The organism is Anabaena sp. TISTR 8404, assembly GCF_056847745.1.
In genome coordinates, this window is record NZ_CP180578.1 from 1,811,932 (window position 1) to 1,829,905 (window position 17,974).

Here is a 17,974-nt window from a genome sequence, read left to right on the forward strand (position 1 = left end):
TACCTGCTTGTTTTAAATACATACATTAACTTATTTGTCAATATTTAATCATTTGTCATTCTCGACTGCTAGGAAAAAATGAGTTTTGTTAAGAAAAATTTACAATAAGCGAGTATTTACTTTTATTATTTGTCAATATTTGTAAAAAAATATTTCATTTTTTATATCAATTTGTGTCAGAAATCAGGCAAAATGCTCTCTGGATAAGGTTTTTCTGATAAAAAACACTTATTGCCGAAAAAAAGAAGTAAGCTGTGGCATTATCAGCCGCTAATAACTTCTAGTCGAGAACACGCATCAAAGGAGCAGAGGAAGCATGTTCACCCACGTCAAGTCCACCATTAGACATATTGCGCCTGAAAACCTGCGCGGACGTAATTTAATCAAGGTGGTCTATGTCGTGCTTGAGTCCCAGTACCAGAGTGCATTGTCGCAAGCGGTTCGCACGATAAACTCGAACAGCCCCGATCTTGCGATTGAAATCAGCGGGTACTTAATTGAGGAACTTCGAGACCCCGAAAATTACGAAGAGTTCCAACGCGATATACAAAGTGCCAATATTTTTATTGCCTCTCTGATTTTTATCGAAGACTTAGCACAGAAAGTAGTAGCAGCTGTCGAACCGTACCGCGATAATTTAGACGTTGCGGTTGTCTTCCCATCCATGCCAGAGGTAATGCGCCTGAATAAAATGGGTACTTTCTCTTTGGCGCAGTTGGGTCAGTCGAAGAGTGCGATCGCACAATTCATGAAGAAACGCAAAGAAAAATCCGGTGCAGGATTCCAAGATGGAATGCTGAAACTGCTACGGACACTACCCCAAGTGCTGAAGTTCTTGCCAATGGACAAGGCACAGGACGCACGCAATTTCATGCTGAGTTTTCAGTATTGGCTAGGTGGTTCTCCAGAAAACCTGGAAAACTTCTTGCTGATGCTGTCTGATAAATATGTATTAAAAGGTGTAGAGAAGCGAAATTCCGCGTCTCTAGAATATCAAGCACCTGTTGTTTATCCTGATATGGGGATTTGGCATCCTTTAGCAACAACCATGTATGAGGATGTTAGGGAATATCTCAACTGGTATGCAGCCCGGAAGGATATTCCGCAAGACCTGAAAGATCCTTTAGCGCCTTGTGTAGGGTTGGTATTACAAAGAACTCACCTAGTTACAGGTGATGATGCCCATTATGTGGCGATGGTGCAGGAGTTGGAATCACTAGGCGCACGGGTAGTACCTGTGTTTGCTGGTGGTTTGGACTTTTCCAAACCTGTGGATGCTTACTTCTATGAACCAACTACAAATACACCACTAGTTGATGCTGTCATATCCTTAACTGGTTTTGCTTTAGTTGGTGGCCCAGCTAGACAAGACCATCCTAAGGCAATTGACGCACTCAAACGCCTGAACCGTCCTTACATGGTGGCGTTACCCTTGGTCTTCCAAACTACCGAGGAATGGTTAGATAGCGATTTAGGTTTACATCCAATTCAGGTAGCGTTACAAATTGCGATTCCTGAGTTGGATGGGGCAATTGAACCCATCATATTATCCGGTAGAGATGGGGCGACAGGAAAGGCGATCGCACTTCAAGACCGCATCGAAGCCGTAGCCCAACGTGCTTTGAAATGGGCGAACCTGCGCCGCAAACCCAAACTCGATAAAAAAGTTGCCATCACCGTTTTCAGCTTCCCACCTGACAAAGGTAACGTTGGAACTGCCGCATACCTTGATGTATTCGGTTCCATCTACGAAGTGATGAAGGCGTTGAAAAACAACGGCTACGACGTGCAAGACTTGCCAGAAAACGCAAAAGAGTTGATGGAACAAGTCATCCACGACGCACAGGCACAGTATGCCAGCCCTGAACTAAACATTGCTTATAAGATGTCAGTGCCAGAATATGAAGAACTGACACCTTATTCCCAACGCCTAGAAGAAAACTGGGGGCCACCACCAGGACACCTCAACAGCGACGGACAAAACCTCTTAATTTACGGTAAGCAGTTCGGTAACGTCTTCATCGGTGTTCAGCCAACATTCGGTTATGAAGGCGACCCCATGCGGCTGTTGTTCTCCCGTTCCGCCAGTCCGCATCACGGCTTTGCGGCTTACTACACTTACCTAGAAAGAATTTGGGGTGCTGATGCTGTACTGCACTTTGGTACACACGGTTCCTTAGAATTCATGCCTGGTAAGCAAATGGGGATGTCTGGCGAATGCTACCCCGACAACCTAATTGGCACAATTCCCAACCTGTACTACTACGCCGCCAACAACCCCAGCGAAGCGACAATTGCCAAACGCCGCAGTTACGCCGAGACAATTTCTTACCTCACACCACCCGCAGAAAACGCTGGTTTGTACAAAGGTTTGAAAGAACTCAGCGAATTAATTGCTTCTTACCAAACCTTAAAAGATAGCGGTCGCGGTATCCCCATCGTCAACACCATCATGGATAAATGCCGGATGGTAAACCTAGATAAAGACATCGACTTGCCAGAAATCGATGCCAAAGATATGACCCCAGAAGAACGGGATAATATTGTCGGCAGCGTCTACCGCAAGTTAATGGAAATTGAATCGCGGTTGTTACCTTGTGGTTTGCACGTCATTGGTAAACCCCCAAGTGCAGAAGAAGCCGTTGCAACTCTGGTTAATATCGCCAGCTTAGACCGTCAAGAAGAAGAAATTCTCAGCTTACCCCGCATCATCGCCAACAGCGTGGGACGCAACATTGACGAAATCTACCAAAACAGCGACAAAGGCGTATTAGAAGATGTCCAACTCTTACAAGACATCACTCTAGCTACTCGCGCCGCCGTTGGTGCGTTAGTACAAGAACAAACCGACGCAGAAGGACGAGTTTCTTTAGTTTCCAAGTTGAACTTCTTCAACATGGGCAAAAAAGAACCTTGGGTAGAAGCATTGCACAAAGCAGGTTATCCCAAAGTAGATGCTTCAGCCTTGAAACCTCTGTTCGAGTATCTAGAATTCTGCCTGCAACAAGTTTGTGCAGACAACGAACTCGGCGCATTACTCAAAGGCTTAGAAGGCGAATACATTCTTCCTGGCCCTGGTGGCGACCCCATCCGCAACCCGGATGTATTACCCACAGGTAAGAACATTCACGCCCTCGATCCCCAAGCTATCCCCACTGCGGCGGCTGTACAATCAGCGAAAATCGTTGTAGATAGACTGTTAGCACGGAACAAAGCCGAAAACAACGGTAATTGGCCGGAAACCATCGCCTGCGTTCTCTGGGGAACAGATAACATCAAAACCTACGGTGAATCCCTAGCACAAATCATGTGGATGGTGGGTGTGCGTCCCGTTCCCGACGCATTAGGACGGGTGAACAAGTTGGAGTTAATACCCTTAGAAGAATTGGGACGACCCAGAATTGATGTAGTCATCAACTGTTCTGGTGTATTCCGCGACTTGTTCATCAACCAGATGAACCTACTAGACCAAGCTGTGAAGATGGCTGCGGAAGCGGATGAACCTACAGAAATGAACTTTGTCCGCAAACACGCTATGCAGCAAGCTGAGGAATTGGGAATTAATCTGCGTCAAGCAGCAACCCGCGTTTTCTCTAACGCTTCCGGTTCCTACTCTTCTAACATCAACCTGGCAGTAGAAAACAGCACTTGGGAAAGCGAAGCCGAGTTACAAGAAATGTACCTCACCCGTAAATCCTTCGCCTTCAGTGCCGATAACCCTGGCATGATGGAACAATCTCGCCAGATTTTTGAAAGCACCTTAAAAACTGCTGAGGTGACATTCCAAAACCTGGATTCTTCCGAGATTAGTTTGACGGACGTTTCCCACTACTTCGACTCAGATCCCACCAAGGTCGTGTCAACTCTGCGTGGCGATGGTAAAACCCCAGCATCATACATTGCAGACACTACCACAGCTAACGCCCAAGTCCGCACTTTATCTGAAACCGTGCGCTTAGATGCGCGTACCAAATTATTAAATCCCAAGTGGTATGAAGGTATGCTGTCTCACGGTTACGAAGGTGTCCGCGAACTCTCCAAGCGGTTGGTAAACACAATGGGTTGGAGTGCAACAGCCGGCGCAGTGGACAACTGGATTTATGAGGATGCCAACGAAACCTTCATCAAAGATGAAGAAATGCAGAAACGGTTGATGAACCTCAACCCCCATTCTTTCCGCAAGATGGTATCAACATTGTTGGAAGTGAATGGTCGCGGTTATTGGGAAACTAGCGAGGAGAATTTAGACCGCCTCCGCGAGTTGTACCAAGAAGTCGAAGACCGAATTGAGGGGATTGAGTAACAACTTTCAATCTGAATAAATAGCATAAAGTTTTGGGGATACGGCAAGCCGTATCCCTTTTAATATTTTAACTATAATATTAAAACCTATTAGAGATATTATTTATGGCGTTCAAAGGCTTTAGCAAAAAAGTAGCTCATCAAAAGAGATTGAAAGAAGTTAATAAAATTATAAAAAATCTTGAAGATACTAACTGTTTGAAACAAAATGCTATATAGTTTGGTAAAAAAATTACCAATGATTGGATAACAATATCTAAGTCAATTAGATTAAAATCAGAGCAGCAATATGGAAAATTTCTAATAGAATCTCGTTTATTAATGATTACAGCAATTACAGATTTGCTAGTTTATAGAGCAGGTATTCCTGGAAATACAAATGAACAATTAGGAAAAATATTACAACTTATAACTATATTTTTCCAAGGAGAATTATATACTGAAAATCTGATTTCAGAAGGACAGTATTTTAAAGCATCTGTGGCTATAAAGCAAGAAATTGAAATAATTACTCGTATCAATGAGATTAAAAAAGGAGTTGATAAAGATGGTCAAACTCCAAATGTTAAATATGCACCTCCTACTTTTAACCTACATTATGGTGATATGAATCAAATAGGTCACATATCTCAACCAGATATTCTATCTGTTTTAAATTCAGTTAATGGAGATACTTTCAGCGGAGCATCAATGACACCTATCTTTAAAGGGAATATCGCTAAGAATCTTTATGAAATACATTTTGTGATTTTTTATAATATTATTATAGAGTCAATTGAATTATTTCAGCAGTTATATCCAGCCGATTTGGAATTAGTTTTACCTACTTGTAAAATACTTGAAATAATTGTTGATAGTCTTAAAACAGCAGGAATTATTAAAGATAATGAACAAAATTCATAGATAGAGAGTGTGATCGCTGCTTGGGAGTGTAGAGAATATGTGATCGCTTTGAAAAAGTTCAGAGGTGCGATGCTCATCTTTTTAAACGAGCGATCACTTTTGAAAATGTGTAGAGTATGGTCGCTCATCATGACCAGCAGGCTCGCACTTGAGAATTTATGGAGGTGCGATCGCTTTGGGAATGTGGAGAGGTGCGATCGCCTTGACGATAAAATAGATTGTAGGCTGGAGATATTGACTGCTTTAATTTTGCAAGCGGCGATTAATTATGAATGCTTTAACAGTTAACCTGCAATCAGTGTTGGAACTGACAGATGAGCAGTTTTTCAAGCTATGTCAAGCAAACCGCGATTTAAGGTTTGAACGCACTGCTAAAGGAGAATTAATTATTATGCCACCTACAGGGGGAGAAACAGGAAATCGTAATGGCAGAATCAATCAACAATTATTTAATTGGGCTGATGCTGATGATACTGGTATCGCTTTTGATTCCTCGACTTGTTTTAAATTACCTAATGGTGCAAATCGTTCACCTGATGCGGCTTGGATAAAGTTAGAAAGATGGAATGCTTTAACTGAAGAAGAAAAAGAAAAGTTTCCCCCGATTTGTCCTGATTTCGTCATTGAGTTACTTTCGCCAAGTGATAGTTTGAAAGTTGCTCAAGAAAAGATGAAGGAATACATAGATAATGGTGTACGTTTAGGTTTTTTAATTAATCGTAAATCTCGCCAAGTGGAGATTTATCGGCAAGGTAAAGATGTTGAGGTGTTAGAATCTCCTGTTACTGTATCAGGGGAAGATGTGTTAAATTGTTTCGTGCTGAATTTGGAGATGATTTGGTAATATTGAAAATTTCTGGATATGTAAGATTAGGAGCTTTTTTTAATTCCCAAGGTGTCCAATACAGATGTTCTGCATAATTGTAGATTTGTGAATTCCATGTATTTTGTGAATATGGCATAAAAAACCTCTATATGTACTCATATTTAAGGGAGGGTTTTTCCCTCCCTACTAACGGCTAGGAATTATTAGTTACCAGTAGTTTATCCAAAGGTAACTTTCTTTTTTGCTAATGCCAAGACTTAAAATATCTCACATTAGAGGTTTTGCCAGAAATTATCAGTTTTACTTAGACGCAGTATTTCCAGGCCCAGCCGTGACAATCACAACCTTTTCTGGTTGAATTAAGTCTTTAATAACCTGTTGTATCTGTTCCATATTCACAGCTTGAATGCGTCGTGGAAATTCACGGATTTCGGCTGGTGAAAGTCCTAAAACAGCATTATTTAAAATGATGCTGGCAACTTCACTAGGATTAGCTAATTCCACTGGGTAGCTATTAGTAATAGAACGTTTGGCAGAATTTAATTCTGCTTCCGTGATGCCTTTTTCGCGTAACTGTTTGAGTAAAGCTAGAGTGCTGGCGATCGCTTTTTGAGCATCTGTCGGTGCAGTCTGCATTTCAATTAAGAATGGGCCAGGATTGATACCAGCAGCAAAACCACTGTAGATACCATAAGTCAAACCAAGGCGATCGCGCACTTCTGTACCTAAACGACTAGATAAAGTATCACCACCTAAAATCTGATTCAATACTAAAGCCCCATAGAAACGCGGGTCTTTCCGAGAAATACCGTTGTAGCCAATGTAAGTTACAGCCTCAGCTTTACCAGGAATCACTTGATTTAAACGGGTGGAAGTTTGCGGTAACGAGACTTTTGGCAAATTCAACGTAGGTGGCTTACCCTCAGCTTGCCATTTTGCAAAAGTCTGATTCAACAAATCTTTTACCTTAACTGGGTCAAAATCACCCACTATAGCCAGTGTGGTTGTGTCTGGACGGTAATGTTTTTGGTAAAAGCCCAGCGCATCATCATGAGTGATACTCTTTAAACTTGCGGCTGTAGGAAAACTGTGGAAAGGATGATTTTCTGGGTAAATTGCTTGTTGGAATACTCGCCTTGCCAAAGTACTGGGGTCATCTAACTGCACTTGCAAACTAGTTAACGCCCGTTGGCGACTCAGTTCTAACTGGTCAGCTGGGAAGTTAGCATTTTGCAACACATCTGCCAAAGTTTGAATTAAGATGGGCAAGTTTGCAGACAGTCCTTGACCACTAATGCCTACACCTTCGCGGCTGGCATTAAAATCTAAACTGGTTCCTCTATCTTCTAAAGTTTTAGCTAGAGTCAACGCATCTTTAGTCTTGGTTCCATTCATTAAGTTTTCCGCAGTTAAACTGGCTAACCCAGCTTTTTGATTGCTATCAAATTCACTTCCAGCATCAATTTGACCACTAATATTCACTGTGGGAACACTGCGGTCAGGTAACAACAACACTCGCAAACCATTTGCTAAGGAGAACTTTTGTGGTAGAGGTTGCTGATTAGATACTGTAGCTGAAGTAGCAGGAGGCAAGTATTTAGCTAGTTCTGCTGGGTCTACAGGTTGACCAGGGCTAAAGTTTTCCGCTGTGCGACCAGAACCAGCCTCAGAAGTTCCTGGTTGACCATCTGGTTGAGTTGGTTCAAAAAAGCCGATGGTTTGTTTTGCTGGAGTCAGGTAAGTTTTTGCTACCCGTTGTACATCCTCTGGTGTAACTTTGGCGATCGCAGCAAGATATCGTTCAATATGTTTATAATCTCCAGCCACAGTTTGGTTATATCCCAACTGACTAGCTTGGCTAGTGATATCTTGATTGCTTAACACAAACGAAGCTTGCAGTAAGGTTTTGGCTCGGTTTAGTTCTTCAGGACTCACTGCTTTTTGCTGTAATTGTGCTAGAGATGTTTGCAGAACTTGGGCAATTTTCTCTATCTTCTGACCAGGAGCTGCTGTAGCATCAATTTCGTACCAACCCGGTTCGATTAATTCAGCTGCACTAGCGCTGACGGAACTAGCCAGACCAGATTCTACCAAAGCTTGATAAAGTCTAGAACTGCGCCCACCTGTGAGAATTGCATCCATGACATCAATTGCTGGCACATCAGGATGCTTGATATCTGGTAAAGGATACACAGCTTGCAACAGTGCAGCACTTCCTGGTTCTTTTAAAACTATGGGAGTGGGGAGAGGAGAGTTGGGAGTAGGAAGTTTGGGTTTTTGATTAGTGGCTCCTTCTTGACTATCAACTGTTGAATTTTGATTTTTCGCCAGCTTGCCAAAAGTTTCTTTGACAGCTTTGAGTACAGGTTCTGTGGAAAAGTCGCCTGTAATTACCAAGGTGGCATTGTCAGGACTGTAGTAACGTTGGTAATAATTCCGTACCTGTTCTACAGTAAATTTTTCCACATCAGCTTTTGTACCACCTACTGATAAGCCATAAGCTCGGTTGGGAAAAGCTGCCCGCATGACTGCGCGACCTAGACGGTAACTTGGTGAATTTTCATACCCTTGCAATTCAGAGATGACGACTCGCTTTTCACTGTTGAGTTGGTCAGTGCCAATCAAAGCATTTTTCATCCGGTCGGCTTCTAAAATTAGCAGCGCTTCGAGTTTGTCTCGCTGCACTGTGCCGAAGTAAGCTGTTTCGTCGTAACTAGTAAAAGCATTAAACTGACTACCCAAGGCACTAAATAAACGTCCAAACTGTACTGGACGGTCTTTAGTACCTTTGAACATCAAATGTTCTAGTTGGTGAGAAATCCCACTTTCGCCTTTACCTTCGTTACGTGAACCAACTCTGTACCATACTTGTACACTGACAACCGGGGCAGTATGAATTTCTTTGGTTAACACTGTTAAGCCGTTGTCTAATACTGTTTTTTTAACTCCTTGGGTAAAGGATAGGCCTGGTACAGGGGCAACTGCGACTGGTGTTGGCGCACTGATCACATTACCCGCAAAAGGTATAAAAGTTAAAAGAAAACTGAGTAAAAATCCTATCACCATGTGAGAGCGTAGCTTCATAAGCAAAATGCACAATTCTTAAAGGCGATTTTAGCGAATGATTATAAACTTCACCGTTGATCTTCTGGTTTTAGGAAAAAAGCGATCGCTTTCGGAGAATATGGCATAAATGTATTAGCCTATGAATCAGCCCAGACATTATCTGATTTTTAGTTAAGGGCAATGTACATCGTCATATCTAACAGGTAAATCTGCTGTTGAATGCTTGAAATAACCAAAGAAAGCAAGTATCTTTAGAAGCGATCGCACATCATAACTCTAATTAACTCTCATACATAGTTCCATCTTTTGTTGTAAAGATTCGCTCACCATTCACGCCTGATTTCGCAATCAAATCATCATCTGGATAGTAAGCTTCATCATCAGGAGTTCTATCTCCAACTTCTAAATAAATTACTACTGTATCCGAACGATTTACCAGGTGATGTCCATTTTCTTCACCAGCGGGAAAACCTGCCATCATTCCTGGTGTGAGAATTTGCTCTCCGGCATTGGTAACTAATGTTGCTTCACCTTCGATAATGTAAATAAATTCATCTTGTCGAGTATGCCAATGTCTTAAAGCAGAACAACTTCCCGGAGCCAGTGTTACTAAATTTACACCATAATTTTTTAATCCGGCTGCATTTCCTAACGCTTTTTTGACTCTACCAGCTACTAGATGTTGAAATTTTTCTGGGTAAATTGAAGTTGTCCGACGAGGAATATTGTCTGGGTTAATAATCATTTAGTTTATCCTTATGCAAGTGGTTATATCGATACATTAACTTGAGATTGCCAACATCAGATGTAAATCCCCAACGTTCATAAAATGGTATCATTTCTGGCAAACAGTAAAGCGCGATATGCTCGACTTGATTTAATTGCGGATGATTAACAATTGCATCCATTAACTTTACACCAAGCCCTTGATTTCTATGGGTTGGCTTAATTATGACATCGTAAATTGTTGCGCGATAAACAAAGTCAGTCAGAACGCGAGTAAAACCAATTAATTGTTCATTATTATCTATCAAACCTACAATAATATCTGAGGCTTTGAGCATTTTTACGACATCTTTATATGTACGTTGCTTGCTCCAGAATTCATTTTTATACAATTCTACTAACTCAGAAATTTGCTTTTCTGTGAGATTCTCAACAAATTTATAAGTCATGCTATGGCAATCCTAGCGGATAATTTAAAAAATTAAATCGGATTGCTATCTTATCAGTAAGAAGCTTTAGCCAAAGTATAAAAATCGAATTTTTTTAACATTTCTAAAAATGTAAATACCGCAGGTACATGTAGGCTATGAGACAACATTGCAACTGCCATCACTCTTTCTATCGGCTCTGGTAAACTGTAGACTTGGACTTCTTTAGGAATTGGGACGGCGGCTAAACGAGGTAGAATAGCTGCTCTTAATCCTTGATTTACTAGGCTCACAATTGTGGAATCTTCTTGAATATCAGCGGAAGTCTGCATAAAAGGTGCTACTTTTTTAATGTGATTATGCAGAGTTCGTCCGCAGGGTAAACAAGCTAATAAAACCGGTGAATAAGCGGCGATATCTTCCCAAGTAATTTTTAATCCTTTGATTTTGGCTGCTGGCGGTAGTAAAGCTACATACTCATCACGCACAATTTCCCAAGTTTCAAATTCATCACTGGTGGGGAGATAGGTAATACCAAGGTCGGCGCGTCCTTCACGCAAACATTGTTCTACATCTGTGTAGGCCAGACATTCTATGATTGTGACACCTACTTCGGGAAATTGATTGTGAAATTTAGCGATCGCTTTTGGTAATAAATGAGTAGCAACACTCCGAAAAGACGCAATACGGATATGTCCGCCATGTAAACCTTTATGCAGGTTGGCTTCGCGTTCCATCATTTCTAAATTTTGCAAAGCTTGACGCGCATGGTAAAGGATGCGTTCGCCAGCTGGTGTCAGCACAGCACCATGTCGTCCTCTAGCAAACAAAGGTACACCTAGTTCTTCTTCTAAGGTAGCAATAGCATGACTTATGGCTGGTTGAGAAAGCTGTAAGTCTAATGCAGCCTCACTAAAGTTACCACGGTCTGCGACTGCAACCACGGCTCGAAGTTGGGAAAGTTTCATGGTCAACAGATGTAATCGAAATTAGACAAATACTTACTAAATGCTGATAAATAAATTATCTTAATCAATTCTCATATCTATAAATGCTGTTTATAGTAACTATGCAAGTAATGTTTTGATTACTAACTAAGGTATTGCTACAGTTCTAATTATTCGATAACTTTCTGGAATAATAATATGAGAAATGACATCAATTGTCTACAATCAAAAGGCAGAGAAACAAATTGTCATTCAGTTCTCAACAGTCAATTAACACTGAGCAAATATTCATACATCAAAAAAAAACTGCAAGAGTTTTGGCAAAAAATTAGCAAAACTTTACTAGCAGACTCTAAGGAATTACAAGTTCAACAAAAAGTAGACCGCCAAGGTAATCAATATTGGTTTGCTTACGACCCACAAACGGGTAATTCTTTTAGTTCTGGCTCAGAAGCAGACATATATATGTGGATTGAACAAAGATATAGGTATAACAATTATGTCAGAACTGACTTTAGTAATTGGTAGTAAAAATTATTCATCATGGTCACTCAGACCGTGGATAATTATGAAACACTTGGGGGTGCAATTTCAAGAGATTTGCATTCCTCTGTATCAACCAGACACTGCTGAAAAAATTCAGCAATATTCTCCTTCGGGTAAAGTACCTGTATTAATCCACAATAGCCAAATTATCTGGGATTCTTTGGCTATTTGTGAATATCTAGCAGAAGTATTTCCTGACGCGCATTGGTGGCCAGAAAATAAATTATCAAGAGCAATAGCTCGTTCTGTCACTGCGGAAATGCACTCTGGTTTTCAAAATCTCCGGCAGAATATGCCGATGAATTGCTGTGCTAAACTGCCTGGACAAGGTTTAACAGCAACAGTACAAAAAGACATAAATCGCATCACTAGCATTTGGCAAGAATGTAGAGCTAAATTTGGTCAAGGTGGGACATTTTTGTTTGGTGAATTTACAATTGCTGATGCTTTCTTTGCTCCTGTTGTGATGAGGTTTGTTACATACGATGTGCAGTTAGATACTGTTGCTAGAGATTATATGCAGGCTATTTTGGCACTTCCAGCTATGCAGGAATGGTTGGAAGGAGCTAAGGCTGAGGTTGATATGATTTCTCAATGAAGAAAATGCAAGAAGATAAAATCAACAGAGCAACTAAATTTAAATACATTAACCCTAGAGCCTTGATTGAGTAATTAAAAACCTAACCCCCAACCCCTTCCCTACGAGGGAAGGGGAGCAAGAATCAAAGCCTCTCTCCTATCAAGGGAGAGGTTTGGAGAGGGGTTTTAAAATGATTTGCACATCGTATGAATTCCGAATTGCTATTATCTTTCTAATCAGGAAATGGTTTACGTGCAATAAACGCTACATTACCTTTTGGTAAATAAAAACTCCCATAATTACGAGTTGTTTGCACGCGAAAACCAGTTTGTCGTAAATCTGTAGCTATTTGCGTGGCTCTGTATAATCGCACATGATGTATTTCATCATCGCGCCTGTAGTATTCTCCGACTTTGCGGAAAGTGATAATTTTGCGGGTTAAAATGTTTTGCGATCGCTGTTCTTCTTTCTCAACTAATACAAGCCAATCTTTTCCTTCTGTATAATTTTTAGTTTTATTTCCGACTGCAATTTGTCCCACTTCTACAATATCAAAAATGAAAACACCACCAGGAATTAAAGCTTGATATATCCGCTGGAATAGCTGAATTAATGTCTGGCGGTTGTTGTCAGCGTCAAACAAGTAACTTAAACATTCACTAATAGAAGTGACAGCATGACATGGGGGAATTTTAATTTTAAATACTGAACCAACTTTAAACTCTGCCTGGGGGACTCTTTTTTGTGCGATCGCAATCATCGACTCGGAAATATCTACTCCCAATACCTGATAATTAGACTTGATAAGTTCCTTTGCCCATAACCCACTACCACAACCCAAGTCCACTACTAAACCTGAGTTAATTTGATTTTGCACTAGAATTTCCAGAATACCGGGAGCCGATTTGAGCGCATAATCACGAAAACCATCATCATGGATAAAGGCGAGGTCTTCTTTATACCATTCACTCATATAGCGACCTGAGGAGCAGCAATTTATTTTATCTAAATTGTTTATGACATCAATGCCTTTATGGCATTTACTAAAATTTGATTTTGCTCATCTGTACCAATAGTGATGCGGAGTTTATCTAATAGTCCGGGATGGGGGAAGTAGCGGATGAGAATTTGTTGTTCCTTGAGTTTTTGATAGAGATATTCAGCGTTTCCTTGTGGTGGTTGGACTAGTAAAAAGTTGGTGTCAGACTCCCAAACCTGGAAACCTAATTGTCTGAATTCTGCCGTAAGTTGAGTGCGCGATGCTTTAATTTTAGCTACGCAGGCGTTTTTGTAAGCTTGGTCAGTGATGGCGGCTGTGGCAACTGTACAGGCGATCGCATCAATGTTATAACTATCCTTAACCTTAAACAATCCCTGCAACAACTTAGGATTCGCTACACCAAAGCCCAAGCGCAAACCTGCTAAAGAGTAACCTTTAGATAAGGTGCGGATAATAATCACATTTTCGTATTGTTTGACCAAAGATAAAGCATCTGCTTCAGCAAAATCTACATAAGCTTCATCAATTACTAACACCCCAGATAATTGACTGGCTAATTTTTCTAAATCTTCGATGGGTACAACATGACCAGATGGACTGTTAGGTGAAGCAATAAATGTCACAGCACCATTCACAGCAATTAATTCTGCTACTGGTAATTTATAATCTTCACTGTAAGGAATTTCGACAATATCTGCCGCCTGCATCTCTGTAAGTGTACGGTATAGAACATAAGTTGGTGTAGGATAAACTACCTTGCGCCCTGGTTCCGTACAAGCTCGGATGACAACATTTAAAATTTCATCACTACCATTACCAACAATAATCCAATCACTCGGTACACCTAAAACTTGACTTGCGGCTTGGCGAAACTGATCTCCAAATGGTTCAGGGTAACGTCGCAACCACTCACCGTCAATATTTTGGAGTGCAGCTAAAGCATTTGGTGAGGGAGGGTAGGGATTTTCGTTACTGTTGAGTTTAATAACTTGAGTACCACGTTTCGGCTGTTCGCCAGGAACGTAACTAGCCATTGCATCAACATTGGCGCGGAAGAAATTGGTCATAGCTGCGAAAAAGGCGACAGGGAAGAAACGAGTAGACAAGTATTTTAGCTTGTGAATGAGTATGGGAGCTAGATTAATGAGTATTTTTTCTTTATTAATGAGTCTTGGATATTCGTGAATGAGTTTTGGATACTCGTGAATGAGTCTTGGATATTCGTGAATGAGTTTTGGATACTCGTGAATGAGTCTTTGATACTCGCGCACGAGTCTTGAATATTCGTGAATGAGTCTTTAATACTCACGCACGAGTCTTTAATATTCGTGAATGAGTCTTTGATACTCACGCACGAGTCTTTAATACTCGCGCACGAGTCTTTGATATCCGCGCACAAGTCTTTAATACTCGTGAATGAGTCTTTAATACTCGCGCACGAGTCTTTGATACTCACGCACGAGTCTTTAATATTCGTGAATGAGTCTTGAATATTCGCGCACGAGTCTTTAATATTCGTGATATTGCAGCGTTTCCTAATCTGCTGAGGTAATTAATACATTGTTAATAAAATTAGGCAAAACCCACCGAAGTTTGCTTGCAGGAAAACCCTCCTGGCAACTTCTCTCTGCGTGCCTTTGCGCTTGACTCTGCGCCCCTCTGCGTTAAAAAACATTAGTTTTGCGGTTCGATAAATTGACGATGATAATTGCCGCGATTTTTTATTTGTTTTTGGGAATTCTAATTCTAGAAAAAACTCAAACTGCAAAGCAAACAAGGTATTTTTATGAACAAATGGAAGCAATGTAAGTCGCTACAATGGCAATTTCTTCTATTTGTAGTCAGTCGCAGTATTCTTTTGAGCGGCATTATATTATTTTCACCATTCAGTATGGCAATAACTGGAGGAAATACTGCACAGTTGAAACAGACAAAGCCAGCAGATACAACTACTGCTGATGAAGCTTATCAAAAAGCCAAGCAACTATATGAGCAAGGTACAGGAGAATCTTTAAGACAAGCAATTCCCCTTTTTGAGCAAGCACTGGTAGTGTATCGTAAAGTAGGCGATCGCCAATCACAAGCCTTTACTGTTGCTCATCTTGGCAAAATTTATTCAGATTTAGGTCAACAGCCAAAAGCACTAGATTATTTAAATCAAGCCTTACTACTCAGGCGACAAACCGGAGATCAAAAAGGTGAAAGCATCACCCTCAACAACATTGGTAATGTTTATTCAAATATCGGCGAACTCCAAAAAGCAATAGAGTATTTTCAACAAGCTTTAATACTCAAACAAAAAATGGGAGATCAAGCCGGAGAAGCAATCACCATTAACAACATTGGCAATGTCTACTTAGATTTAGGTGAACTGCAAAAAGCCCTAGATTATTTTGAACAATCACTGATTCTCAGGCGACAGACAGCAGACAAACAAGGCGAAGCTCGTACTCTCAACAACATTGGTAAAGTCTACTCAGATTTAGGAGAACAACAAAAAGCCTTAGAATATTTTCAACAAACCTTACCTTTATATCAACAAACAAAAGATAAATCAGCAGAATCTAGTACCCTCAACAACATCGGAACAATTTACTTAATGTTTGGAGAACAACAAAAGGCGCTGGATTATTTTCAGAAATCCCTTGTTCTTAGGCGAGAAGTAGGCGACAAATTAGGTGAAGCTCGAACTATTAACAACATTGGCAGAGTTTACTTAGATTCAGGAGATAAACAAAAAGCTCTAGATTATTTCCAGCAATCCTTACCTTTATTTCAAGCTGTAGAAAATAAATTAGGGATAGCAGCTAACCTCAGCAACATTGGCTATATTTATTTAGGTTCAGGAGAACAGCAAAGAGCATTAGATTATTTTCAGCAATCTCTACCTTTATATAAACAAGTAGGAAACAGAGACGGAGAAGCTCTAGCTTTATATAACATTGCCACAGTGCAACGCAATCAAGGAAATTTGAACGCCGCCCTGACTAATATCAAAACAGTTATCAGCATTGTTGAAGACCAGCGTACCAAAATTAACTCTCAAGAACTGCGAACTTCTTATTTTGCTACAGTCCAAGATTATTATCAGTTCTACATTGATTTGCTCATGCAGTTGCACAAACAGCAACCATCCAGAGGATATGACGCTTTAGCACTGCAAACCAGTGAACGCGCCCGCGCCCGTAGTTTGTTAGAACTCCTGAGTGAAGCCAACGCGGATATTCGCCAAGGTGTAGAACCGAAATTAATTTCTCAACAACAAAAATTGCAGCAACAACTAGATAATTTAGAAAAACGCCGCATCCAAATATTAAGTGGTAATCCTAGCGAAGCCCAAGTCAAAGCTTTAGAAACAGAAAGCGAAACACTTTTAGAACAATACCAACAAATCCAAGCCAAAATTCGTGCCACTAGCCCTCGTTATGCCGCCCTGACTCAACCGCAACCCCTTTCACTAACAGAAATTCAGCAGCAAGTTCTGGATGATGACACTTTACTTTTAGAATATTCTCTGGGAGAAAAACGCAGTTATCTTTGGCTAGTCAGCAATAAAAACATTACTAGTTACGAACTTCCCAAACGCGCAGACATTGAAGCGGCTGTCCAAAATTTCCGTCAAGCCATCACCACTACATATCTGCAACCTACCTCATCTATTAATGCTCTATCTCAATTAGTACTGTCACCAGTAGCCAACCAACTGCAAAATAAACGTTTAGTAATTGTCAGCGATGGTGCTTTACAGTATGTCCCATTTGCCGCACTGACTACACCTAATGTCCAAAAAACCAGCAACTATGAACCATTATTACTGAACCACGAAATTATTACTTTACCCTCAGCATCTACAGTAGCCATCCTCCGACGTGAATACAAACAACGTCAACCAGCAGCTAAAACATTAGTTGTGTTAGCAGATCCCATCTTTAGTCGAGATGATGAACGTCTCCAAGGTAAAATCCAAACGTCCACCCTAGTTGCCTCAGAAAATAATTTAAACAGTCTGGCTTTAACTAGAGCAGCTAGAGACGCAGACATCAGCTTTGAACGTTTAACTTTTACACGCCAAGAAGCAGCGCAAATATTAGCTTTGGTTCCCGCTAATAAAGCCAAAGAAGCTGTTGATTTTACTGCTAGTCGTGCCACCGCAACTAGTAATGAGTTAAGTAAATACAGCATCGTGCATTTTGCTACTCATGGCATTATTAATAGCAAACATCCAGAACTATCAGGCATTGTATTGTCATTATTTGATCAGTCGGGAAAACCGCAAAATGGCTTTTTACGTCTGCACGATGTTTTTAACCTGAAACTGCAAGCAGAATTAGTCGTACTCAGTGCTTGTCAAACCGGACTAGGTGAAGAAGTCAAAGGAGAAGGATTAGTAGGATTAACTAGAGGATTTATGTATGCTGGAAGTCCACGCGTTGTAGTCAGTCTGTGGAGTGTAGATGACCAAGCAACATCGGAATTGATGAAAACATTTTACGAGAAAATGCTCAAAACAAAATTAAAACCTGCGGCGGCATTACGAGCAGCACAAATAGAAATCTGGCGCACTCAAAAATATACTGCACCTTATTATTGGGCAGCTTTCACTTTACAAGGCGAGTGGAAGTAAGAGTAATTCGTAACTAAACGTGATGT

The 17,974-nt window shown here is 40.7% G+C and carries 13 protein-coding genes; 7 read left to right on the forward strand and 6 right to left on the reverse strand.

Features of this window, described 5'->3' with window-relative positions:
- Window positions 1–316 precede the first annotated feature (316 nt).
- The 4 genes from ACMX3D_RS07835 (at window position 317) to ACMX3D_RS07850 (ending at window position 6,049) form a co-directional block, all read left to right on the forward strand.
- Window positions 317–4,303, forward strand: coding sequence for a magnesium chelatase subunit H (locus ACMX3D_RS07835; protein ID WP_482750864.1), 3,987 nt, complete (start codon window positions 317–319; stop codon window positions 4,301–4,303).
- A 320-nt stretch (window positions 4,304–4,623) separates the two neighbouring features.
- Window positions 4,624–5,205 (forward strand): hypothetical protein, encoded by a 582-nt coding sequence (locus ACMX3D_RS07840; RefSeq protein ID WP_482750865.1) that lies wholly within the window; start codon window positions 4,624–4,626, stop codon window positions 5,203–5,205.
- A gap of 129 nt (window positions 5,206–5,334) precedes the next feature.
- On the forward strand, window positions 5,335–5,493 hold the full coding sequence (locus tag ACMX3D_RS07845) for a hypothetical protein (RefSeq protein WP_482750866.1): 159 nt from the start codon (window positions 5,335–5,337) through the stop codon (window positions 5,491–5,493).
- Window positions 5,474–6,049, forward strand: a complete 576-nt coding sequence (locus tag ACMX3D_RS07850; RefSeq protein ID WP_482750867.1) for a Uma2 family endonuclease — start codon at window positions 5,474–5,476, stop codon at window positions 6,047–6,049. The genes ACMX3D_RS07845 and ACMX3D_RS07850 overlap by 20 nt, the downstream gene beginning before the upstream one ends.
- A gap of 282 nt (window positions 6,050–6,331) precedes the next feature.
- Here the strand turns inward: ACMX3D_RS07850 and ACMX3D_RS07855 are convergent, their stop codons facing one another.
- The 4 genes from ACMX3D_RS07855 to ACMX3D_RS07870 all read right to left on the reverse strand — a co-directional run bounded on the left by ACMX3D_RS07855 (window position 6,332) and on the right by ACMX3D_RS07870 (window position 11,219).
- A complete protein-coding gene (locus tag ACMX3D_RS07855; protein ID WP_482750868.1) occupies window positions 6,332–9,115 on the reverse strand; it encodes a M16 family metallopeptidase in 2,784 nt (927 codons plus the stop codon).
- 262 nt (window positions 9,116–9,377) lie between these two features.
- On the reverse strand, window positions 9,378–9,842 hold the full coding sequence (locus ACMX3D_RS07860; RefSeq protein WP_482750869.1) for a cupin domain-containing protein: 465 nt from the start codon (window positions 9,840–9,842) through the stop codon (window positions 9,378–9,380).
- The gene (locus tag ACMX3D_RS07865) at window positions 9,832–10,272 is read right to left on the reverse strand and encodes a GNAT family N-acetyltransferase (RefSeq protein WP_482750870.1); all 441 of its coding nucleotides are present in this window, start codon (window positions 10,270–10,272) and stop codon (window positions 9,832–9,834) included. Before ACMX3D_RS07865 ends, ACMX3D_RS07860 begins: the two co-directional genes overlap by 11 nt.
- Before the next feature lie 53 nt (window positions 10,273–10,325).
- Complete coding sequence (locus ACMX3D_RS07870; protein WP_482750871.1) at window positions 10,326–11,219, reverse strand: LysR family transcriptional regulator; 894 nt, start codon at window positions 11,217–11,219, stop codon at window positions 10,326–10,328.
- A 177-nt stretch (window positions 11,220–11,396) separates the two neighbouring features.
- Here ACMX3D_RS07870 and ACMX3D_RS07875 point away from each other — a divergent pair, with 177 nt between their 5' ends.
- Window positions 11,397–11,726 carry a hypothetical protein gene (locus tag ACMX3D_RS07875; protein ID WP_482750872.1) on the forward strand — a complete coding sequence of 110 codons (330 nt, stop codon included), beginning with the start codon at window positions 11,397–11,399 and terminating at the stop codon, window positions 11,724–11,726.
- Window positions 11,698–12,342, forward strand: coding sequence for a glutathione S-transferase family protein (locus ACMX3D_RS07880; protein ID WP_482750873.1), 645 nt, complete (start codon window positions 11,698–11,700; stop codon window positions 12,340–12,342). Before ACMX3D_RS07875 ends, ACMX3D_RS07880 begins: the two co-directional genes overlap by 29 nt.
- Before the next feature lie 214 nt (window positions 12,343–12,556).
- On the opposite strand, the gene ACMX3D_RS07885 is transcribed toward ACMX3D_RS07880, so the two are convergent.
- Both ACMX3D_RS07885 and hisC read right to left on the reverse strand, forming a co-directional pair.
- Complete coding sequence (locus ACMX3D_RS07885) at window positions 12,557–13,297, reverse strand: class I SAM-dependent methyltransferase (RefSeq protein WP_482750874.1); 741 nt, start codon at window positions 13,295–13,297, stop codon at window positions 12,557–12,559.
- A 41-nt stretch (window positions 13,298–13,338) separates the two neighbouring features.
- On the reverse strand, window positions 13,339–14,391 hold the full coding sequence (gene hisC, locus ACMX3D_RS07890) for a histidinol-phosphate transaminase (RefSeq protein ID WP_482752298.1): 1,053 nt from the start codon (window positions 14,389–14,391) through the stop codon (window positions 13,339–13,341).
- 824 nt (window positions 14,392–15,215) lie between these two features.
- On the opposite strand from hisC, the gene ACMX3D_RS07895 reads away from it, so the two are divergent.
- On the forward strand, window positions 15,216–17,948 hold the full coding sequence (locus ACMX3D_RS07895; protein ID WP_482750875.1) for a CHAT domain-containing tetratricopeptide repeat protein: 2,733 nt from the start codon (window positions 15,216–15,218) through the stop codon (window positions 17,946–17,948).
- The last annotated feature ends 26 nt before the right edge of the window (window positions 17,949–17,974 follow it).